The organism is Novipirellula artificiosorum (assembly GCF_007860135.1).
In the GTDB taxonomy this organism is placed as follows: Bacteria; Planctomycetota; Planctomycetia; order Pirellulales; family Pirellulaceae; genus Novipirellula_A; species Novipirellula_A artificiosorum.
Map to the genome: position 1 here is coordinate 1 of NZ_SJPV01000042.1, position 8,747 is coordinate 8,747.

Consider the following 8,747-nt stretch of genomic DNA (forward strand, 5'->3'; position numbering starts at 1 on the left):
TAAGGTGCATCTGGCGCTGATGGGTTGGCGATTGATCTTGATTTAAGCACCAATACCAATAACCGATTCGTCCGCCAGATGCATTTCCTTGATTGAAAAATTGTGTGTTCGAGCCCCTTCCGCCTCGCCTTCGCTTCGGCCCGCACCGCGATCAGGGGCCGAAGCGAAGGCGAGGCGGAAAGGGGAGCCCCCATTCTGCTGAGCCCGAGCCAAGGTCAAGAACTCAACGACTTGCACCCACTAATTCCGTGGGAGAGCCTTCCTATTAGAGCCCACGACAACCGCCTGTGCTTCGCCCAAATGGAACATCGGAGGCTCGATCGCAGCGGAGTGAACACAGACGTCTGCATTCTTTTTCCCTTTTTCTCCAGTTTTCTGTAAGGCATTCATACTGAAAAAACGCATTGTCGTATGAGCCTGCTCCATTTCGTTGTTCAATGTTGCCCGACCGATGAATGGAACGGGAATGCAATCCCTGTCCCACCTGGTGAACGATGTAACAAAGGGCACTACGACCATTTCAAATGACAGACGATTTGGTGACGACCAAGTTCTTGCACGGGACGATGGTACGATCTAAGTTGCAAAAACTGACGGCGGAATTCATTCCCGCTACGTTTTCTAGAATCACTTTCCCTTGGTTTAAGGAGTCAAGTTATGCGAATTGCAGCATTAGCATTGGCGGCGTCATTCCTTGCTTCCCCGTTGGCATTCGGGTTCGAGCTCACCGAAGAGCAAAAGGGTCCATGGAATGCGCTGGAGGAGCAGGTTGCGCTCGACATGAAGAAAGATCTGAAGAGCGAGATGAGGTATCTGCACCCAAAGGCTTGCTTTTGGGGTGATCGGTCGCCTGCGCCGCAATCGTTGTCAGCAAAGAACATTTCGTACTACGAAAAGTGGTTGGAAGGCCAGGACGAGATCATCGCTCACAACATGATTCCTGTTTCTGTCGTTGTCGTTGACGACGTAGCGATCATCAACTTTTATCTTCATATTTTGACGAAAGATGATACAGGCGAGCAGGACGAGATGATCATCCGAGGTCACAACACATGGAAGAAAGAGCAAGATCGTTGGTTGCTGCTCGCAACCTACAACACGAAGGTTAAAACGGACGAAGATGATGAGGACTGATTGACCAAACAGTCCCGTCGGGTCGATCGCCAACCATAAGAAGTCATTGAGTACGCTTGTAAAACCCCGTCGAGGTTTCGATTGGATTGCATTCGATCACCCTGGGTGCGCCGCGAGGCGGCATTTGCTCCATTGCCTGGTCGTGGTCTTCGCAATCATTGCTCATGCCACCCAGGGTTCCCCGTCGGCCGCAGACGACACGGCGGCATCGTTGGGCCAACGGTGCCACGAAGGATTCCACTATTCGCCAACCGATGGCGTCTTGCTCGGCAAGTCACGTGTTCGTCATGCTGTTGGTTGATTCGTCGATCGCAATCGTGCACCGATTGGTCTTCCAAAGCTTGCGACGTTGATCACCCAATGCAATCCCCCCGAGAAGTTCCATGCTCCGAATCGCAACCTGGATGACGATGAGCATTGCCGTAGCGTTGGGCACGTCACCGACTTTGCTTGCAGATACTTGTGTTTGGTCTTACTACGAAACTGGCACTTCTTCCAGCGGAAGATATACCGTCGCAATCCGTTGGAACCGTGGAGTGCGAGATTGGGAATTCGTTTGGCTTGACACTCAACAGGACCAGTCGCAACGTGGCACCATCGAAGGACTCGAATCACACGCTCACCCACGGCTTTTTGTCACGGATGACGGGTCACGATTCGTGATTGCTGATCTGACAGCCGGCCACCGATGGGACCACCGAATCTTGATCTACGAACCATCGGGGACTCTAGTGCGCAGTCTTGCCATTCAAGACATCCTGATGTTTCACGAACGAGAACGCGTTTCGTGGAGCGTAAGTCACACCGGTTGGACCGGGTACGATCGCGAACGAAAGAAGAGCATTTGGCTAAATGCGAGCGAAACCGATTTTTGCCTCGTTACGTTGTCCGAAAATCAAGTGAGGATCTCTTTGGACGACGGAAAAGTTAGGCAGAGTTCTTGGAAGCTGCAGCTATTCCAAGATACACCGTGGATCTGGCTTGGCATTGCTGTGCTGCTCGTGTTGTTCCGAATCGTGCAATTCGCAACCGGCGTTCTTAAAGCATCTGGGCTGTTCCTTGATCTCTCGATTGTGATTGTCACGATGATTGGCTGTGCACTGCTGGGATTATGGTCGACAATGTCGGAGCTTCACTATATCGCATTTTGGCACTCGATGACGCTGATTCAAACTTCCCAGCTTGCGTTACTTTGCCTGCTTGTCACTTGGGTGATGCTCGGCAAGACGAGTTGGTTGTTTCGTGCGGTGTTAATCATCGTCGGTTTGTTCGCGATCGAATCGGTACCGCTTCTGTACCATTGCGACCAGTTGTTTGCGTTTTTCGCTGACACGGGTGAGCAGAGTCGTCTGATGGAAGTTGTGCTGGGAATTTTCCACGACTCCAAATACTTGGCCGTCATGCCGCTGGGGTTGATAGCGGGAATGCTGGTCGTGTCAAGCGTTTGGACTTGGCGTGGTAAGTCGCTTCGGCAGGCACAATCATTCGACTCAGAACGCCCAGGAGAGATCACGGTGCGAAAGCCTCAATTCGGCACTCTTGACCTACTCTTTTGTGTCGGATTTATCGCCTGCATGCTTGCTTTCGAGCGACACGCGGGGTCGAAATGGGCTGATAGCTATCCTTACTTGACTCATGTCCTCGCAGGCCTTCGGCTCTCGATCTTCGTCGCAGTCATTGCCTGGACCGCTTTGACATCCAAGCCACCGGCGCTCGTTCGCTGTGGACTGCTCTTGCTCGTCCTAACCTGTTCGTTTTACATCACACCTTCGGCCACAGCGTGGCGGTATGTTGGCTTTACCAAGTGGGCGCCACATTTCTGCCTTTTCACGACGTTTTATTGCCTGCTAATCATCCACCGCCTACATGGGTATCGGCTCACCGATGGCTTGACTACCCCGCTTTGATCTCGGCCAACATCATGGTTACGCGATTCATGCCCATCAGTTTATCCGCCGGCTAACCCAAATGCCAGATCGGAGGATCGATCACAGCGGAGTGAACACAAACGTCTGCATTCTTTTCTAGTTTTTTTCCATTTTCCGTGAGGCAATTCGAACAGAAAACTCGCATTGACTTCCGAGGCCGCCTTTTCCCTCACTTGATGCGATCACGCATTCGTTCCCCCCTTCGGCACTGGAGACTCTCGATGACACGCCTTTTGACTCTGTTGACCTTTCTTGGCGCATTTGCAATGTCCAATGTCCAGTCAAATGGCCAAGAGGCATCGCCAAAGCAAGTGACACACCAACAAGCGATGGACTACTTTGCCGGAAGCTGGCGAGGAACGGGGGTACAAGGCACATATGAATACACGGGGCGGGAAAGTGCTGAGTGGGACCTTCATCATACGATCATGTCCCATCGAACCGAGTTTTTTGGAAAGAACTTTGCTCATACCCTACTGTTGATCCAAAAGTGGGACCCGCAGCAAAAGAAGATCGCAGAGCATCAATTTGCGTCTTGGGGCGTCTATCGAAAGGGAGCCTATGACGTCGTTCCTCATGGTGATTGGTTTCAACTCGTCGGCGTTTGTGACCAGACCGGCGACGATGGGACGAGGACAGCGATCAATGTGATTACGATTCACGATGAAAACCACTACACCTTCGCCGGAGTGCCGAAGCTTGGCTCCCCCGGCGCTCCGATGCTAGAAGACTATTCCCGCGAAGGCGTTGCGTCACGCGAAGATAGGTCGAATCGCACGGACGAGTATCTTCAAGAGGCAATCGAGTACCTCGAAGCGCAGCCAAATGCAAACCCAGCCGAAATCGCGACTTTGAAACTGGCGCTTGGTCGATTTCTGTTGTACCAAGACAAATATGTCGATGCCATCGAAGTCTTTGAGAAAGTGCTTGCCCAACAGACAGAGCGGTTGACTCCAGAAGACACAGACGTCGCCAAGACGATTGACGCGATCGTCGGGGCTTGTAGAGGCGGTGCATACAACCTTTGCATGGACACGGCGACGAATGCGGACGATCTTTCCGTTGCCTTGGGAATGGCTACAAAAGCGGCTGAGTTGGCACCGGATGACCAACGAATCTGGCTGCAGGCATTCGCTCATTACCGTCTCGGAGACAACAAGGCCGCGCAGCTGGCAATTCGGGACTCAGGTTCAAAAGACGATGTGTGGGCTGCCGTTCTGCTGCTAGCTGCCATGATCGAGAACAAGTCTGGCAATACCGAACTATCTCGGGCAACCTATATGATCGGAGCGGAACTCGGGGACAAGGGCCAGTCTGCGGAATGGGACAAGTGGATGGCAATGGCTCAACAAGCGTTGGGAGATCCCCCCGATTACGCACAGATGGACAACAATGCGAGATTGGCCTCCTATGAAAAAGCGATACAAGTCTATCCCAGCTTCTCACATGCCTACCGAATGCGAGGACGCTTTTATGGCGGACTTGGCCAATGGGACAAGGCACTGGCGGACTACCGGAAAGCGGCTGAACTCTCACCGAACGTGCTTCGTCATCGCGAGGGTGAAGCCGCGATCCTCTTGTATCGCGGGACGCCCGAAGAACAAAACACAGTTTGCCAGAAGCTGTTCCAGCAATGGGCCGATTCGACAAATCCAAGCTCTCGCATGGATATGGTGTTGATGAGTTCGCTTTGCTCCGACACGGATATCGATCGCCTGCGACTGACGGAGATTGCCGACGAGGTTCTGGCAAACATCGAAACACGCGCTTTTCTGACGGTTGCCAAGGGAATGACGCTCTATCGTCTGAAACGCTACCAGGACGTCGTGAAGACCATCTCAACAGAAGGAACCGTGAATCCGAAGGACCTCCTCTTGGGACAGACCTTCCTGGCGATGGCTCATAAACAACTTGGCCACGACGACAGAGCGCGACAGATACTCAATCATGCTCGAGCCGTTGCGGAACAGCAGATACCTACCCCAGACGGCACGCCGCTGCAGTACCAGGACCGGCCAATCATATGGTGCATGGTCCAAACGGCGTTTCGCGAGGCAGAGCAGCTCATCGGTGGCGCCGAGGACAGTCGGCTTGAAGCGGCTGCGGTGCAATAGAAAAGAGATCCCTTAGTGCTAACGCCTTCGAAAAAGGCACAACTTGACTCGGCATCTTTGTTGATGAAACCGTTTGAATTTTGATCAAGGATCGTCCTCCGATCCAAGTCGCAGGACTCGAACTGATATCGTTGAAAATAGAATTTTCGTTCGTCTCACCGCCTCGTTTTCTGGAGGTTCATTCGATGGTCCGTTTCGTACTCTCCGTTGCGTTCGTCACTCTCCTGACCGCGCCCTTTTCCTTCGCTCAAGAGTCTTCACGACAGGACTTTGATGATTTTTGCAAAGCTTGGCAGGGGCGTTGGGTTGGCGATCTCGCACTCAACAGTGACGATCCACAATTTGGTAAAGGTGACGATGTGGTCGCCGGTCTGGCGCTTTGCCAAACGATTGAAGATGGAAATGCGCTGTTGGCAAGGGTGTACATGGGTGAAGAATCGGGAACTTGGTTTGTCTCGTACGATTCAATCGCAAAAAGAATCCGATCGACCTGGTGCACCGCTGGCGGCAACACAAACCAGTCGATTCTGTACAAGGCCACCGACGGCTGGATCCAAGAAGGCAGCGGTAGCGATGGCGAAGGAAAAATACGTGAATTCAAGGACCACGTCACCGTGACGGATGAGGGTGATACCCACACATGGACCGGCTCGATGACACTGGATGGTGAAGCCGTCAAAGTGAACCCCAATGTCTGGCAGAGAGTGAGCAAGGAACCCTAGCTCGAGTAAAAGCTAGGCAGTTGGCGGGCACCTGCTTTGTAAACCCATTCGATTCCGTCCCTTCCCACGTTTCCACTTCAGGAGTCTAGACATGAGGCATTCACTGGCTCTCTCGGCACTGATCGTAGGCTATGCGGCCTGCTTTTTCACGCCATCCCTCGCAACCGCACAACTGCCGGACGAAGCTCAGAAGATGCTCGGCTACTACGTCGGCGACTGGGAGTACGAATGGGAGGAAAAAGGGAATACTTATCATGGTAAATGGTCCGTTCAATGGTCTGACGATCAAACGAGTATTCTGAGTCAGTGGTCGAGTGTCGGACCGAATGGACCATCGAATGGGACAAAGGTGGCGGGCTGGGATAACGCCATAAAACAAATGGTCGATGCTGAGTTTGGTGCGCAAGGTCAATACACTTTGTCACACTACGCCGCCGAGTCCAGTAGGATCGACGTGGGCAAGGGAGTGGGATCCTCGACCGAGGGTGAAAGGACTCGCAGTCAATTGCGTGTGGAAAAGGATCAAGACCAATTCCTTTGGACCGTGTCGGATTCGACCGAAGCTGGCAAGCAGGTTGATCCCATCCTCTACACCTTCCGAAGAGTCGGCAAACAATCATCCTCAAAGCCGATGCCAGATACCATTCACCGAACGATCGAAGATCACCTGATCGGAACATGGGCGACTGTCCAAACGTTCGGCGGGGAAGCATCAAACGGATCAAGAATGAATCGCTGGTCGGAGAACGAGGTTGCCGTATTAGGCAATTCATCGGCTACGGGGCAAAATGGAAGGATTATGATCAGCAGCATCATCGCCTGGGAGCCAGAGTTAAATTCCGTTGTCGAACATGGTTACACGTCGGCCGGCGACCACTGGACCATTCGCTGGACCACCTTTCTCGATGACCGATGGGAAGGTACCGGCACCGGGCATGTCGACGGACGGGCCTGGGCATCGGAAACGCAGATTGAGTTTGGTACAGATTCGATCCGCTATGAAGACATTACGAACGGCGAGCGGTACCTCCTGGAATACACGCGAGAAACCGATGCCCAAGCCGTCAGGGCTTTTCATGAGTTCGCGGATTTCATGACTCACGGCAAGTGGGTCAAACAAGGGAGCGAAAAGATAGTTGACCAGCACACGTGGATTGAATCGAAGAAGTTCGTTTCCATCAATAGCCTTGGAGCAGAGGCTCGGGTCGCGTGCCTCTATGGGATTGATCCGATCACGAAGCAGTTCACGATTTGGTCTTTCCACACGGACGGAGCCATGGGTTCCTCCGTCTGCAGCGACTTTCGGGACCGAAAGGGGACATGGAAAGGCACAATGATCACCGCTTCCGGCGAGCGAACAGAGATGCTGGCGAGAATGGAACTCGTCGGCCAAGATGAAGTTCGATTCACCATATCGGACGTGGATGGCAAAGAGAGCGTAGAGACATGGAAACGCGAATAGAGCAAGTGAAGCATATGCGTAGGATGATCGGCAAACGGAGTTCCCAACTCAGACAACAAGGGAAGGCAAAATGCATCGTCGGCATTTTCTAAGCGGCGCTGGATGTCTCGGACTCGTTGCATCCGCTGGCTTGCAGGCGTTTCCACAAGATGAAGCAGCGGTTCGACCTCGGATGCCGACCACGGATCCAAACTTCGAGAGCGTTATTCGAGTGGGATCTGCTATCCACGGTCTGGCGGTCAGTGCGGATGGCACCCGCTTTGCCGCGGTCACCGAAAGTGGCGTGTTGATGGTGTGGGACTTTGAAACTCAGGAAATACAGCTCGAGTTTCCGCTCAGTGACGCGCCACTCCATACACTCGTTTTCCATCCCGATGGTGATCTGATCGCGGCGGCAGGAGGCGAGAAGAGCATCTTCGTGTGGAGCCTGCGGAATCACTCGCCTCTTGAATTGCAAGGCTGCAAGTCGGGTACTGCCTCGCTCGCATTCCTTCCCAATGGATTGGTGGCAGGTGGAAACGATGGGACGCTTCGTTTTTGGGACTCAAAGGGTGCTGGCCCGTTCCTGGCGCAGCAGCGGCATCGGGGGCCCGTCGAAAACCTAACCGTTGGTATCTTCCCCGGTACTCGGTATATGCCCCAAGGAGGAGCCGTCGTGGTTTCACTAAGCGAGGACGGAATGCTTCGTTTTTGGCACGACGGTAAATTCCTTTTCCAACGTCTGCATCGCCAAAAGAAATTCGCTTTTGCTACCTTCTTGGACGGGTCCAAGCCTCGCCTATGCGGTATCACCGATGACGGGGAGCAAGTCGTTTGGCTCCATATGGCTCTTCAAGACTACTCTAAAAAAATACGTAAGGTCGAATACAAGAAAACCCTAAAGCCACGAAAGCCGGGCGACTATTCCGCCCCGCGTTTCCAGATCGAAAAAGAATCGCACTGCCTAAACGTTTACGATTACACAAATCCCGTTGTCATAGCCACGACTCAGCGTGACGGACTGTACCGAGTTGGTGATCCCTTGTCGCTTAGCCCAAACGGGATCTCGTTGGCATCACATGTTGGCAGAGCGATCGAGATCTGGAACTTAGCTGGACAGCAAGCCGAACGAGTTGGCCTCGTGCCATCGGAGCCCGATAGCGTTGTCACCTCGATCGCATGGGGCTCCGATTCAAAGCAACTTTTGATCGGTTCCGATGCTGGGAAAATTCGGCTGACGCGTTTGTAAGCATCGCGTGAACAACAAGTGACGACTTTGGTAGATGGGGATGAAATGCTCGCTGCAGAGTAAAACCAAGTGATATCTAACTTCCCCTGATTTCACTCGGAGCAACGAGCAATGTCGAAAATAACCTATCACGTCGGACTGGACTATCACCAACACAGC

General features: G+C 53.0%; 7 protein-coding genes. All 7 read left to right on the forward strand.

All coding sequences use genetic code 11. From position 1 onward, the window contains the following. The first annotated feature begins 657 nt into the window (after positions 1-657). The 7 genes from Poly41_RS33385 (at position 658) to Poly41_RS33415 (ending at position 8,588) form a co-directional block, all read left to right on the forward strand. Positions 658-1,134 carry a hypothetical protein gene (locus Poly41_RS33385; protein WP_146531708.1) on the forward strand — a complete coding sequence of 159 codons (477 nt, stop codon included), beginning with the start codon at positions 658-660 and terminating at the stop codon, positions 1,132-1,134. Between the two features lie 46 nt (positions 1,135-1,180). Continuing rightward, positions 1,181-1,435: a hypothetical protein gene (locus Poly41_RS33390; protein WP_146531709.1), complete on the forward strand. Its 255-nt coding sequence runs from the start codon at positions 1,181-1,183 to the stop codon at positions 1,433-1,435. Positions 1,436-1,517: 82 nt separating this feature from the next. Continuing rightward, positions 1,518-3,041: a hypothetical protein gene (locus Poly41_RS33395; RefSeq protein ID WP_146531710.1), complete on the forward strand. Its 1,524-nt coding sequence runs from the start codon at positions 1,518-1,520 to the stop codon at positions 3,039-3,041. Positions 3,042-3,283: 242 nt separating this feature from the next. After that, positions 3,284-5,176: a tetratricopeptide repeat protein gene (locus tag Poly41_RS33400; protein ID WP_197231990.1), complete on the forward strand. Its 1,893-nt coding sequence runs from the start codon at positions 3,284-3,286 to the stop codon at positions 5,174-5,176. Between the two features lie 185 nt (positions 5,177-5,361). After that, positions 5,362-5,898: a hypothetical protein gene (locus Poly41_RS33405; RefSeq protein ID WP_146531712.1), complete on the forward strand. Its 537-nt coding sequence runs from the start codon at positions 5,362-5,364 to the stop codon at positions 5,896-5,898. Positions 5,899-5,989: 91 nt separating this feature from the next. Then, positions 5,990-7,360, forward strand: a complete 1,371-nt coding sequence (locus Poly41_RS33410) for a hypothetical protein (protein ID WP_146531713.1) — start codon at positions 5,990-5,992, stop codon at positions 7,358-7,360. A gap of 70 nt (positions 7,361-7,430) precedes the next feature. Further along, positions 7,431-8,588: a WD40 repeat domain-containing protein gene (locus Poly41_RS33415; RefSeq protein WP_146531714.1), complete on the forward strand. Its 1,158-nt coding sequence runs from the start codon at positions 7,431-7,433 to the stop codon at positions 8,586-8,588. Positions 8,589-8,747 lie beyond the last annotated feature (159 nt).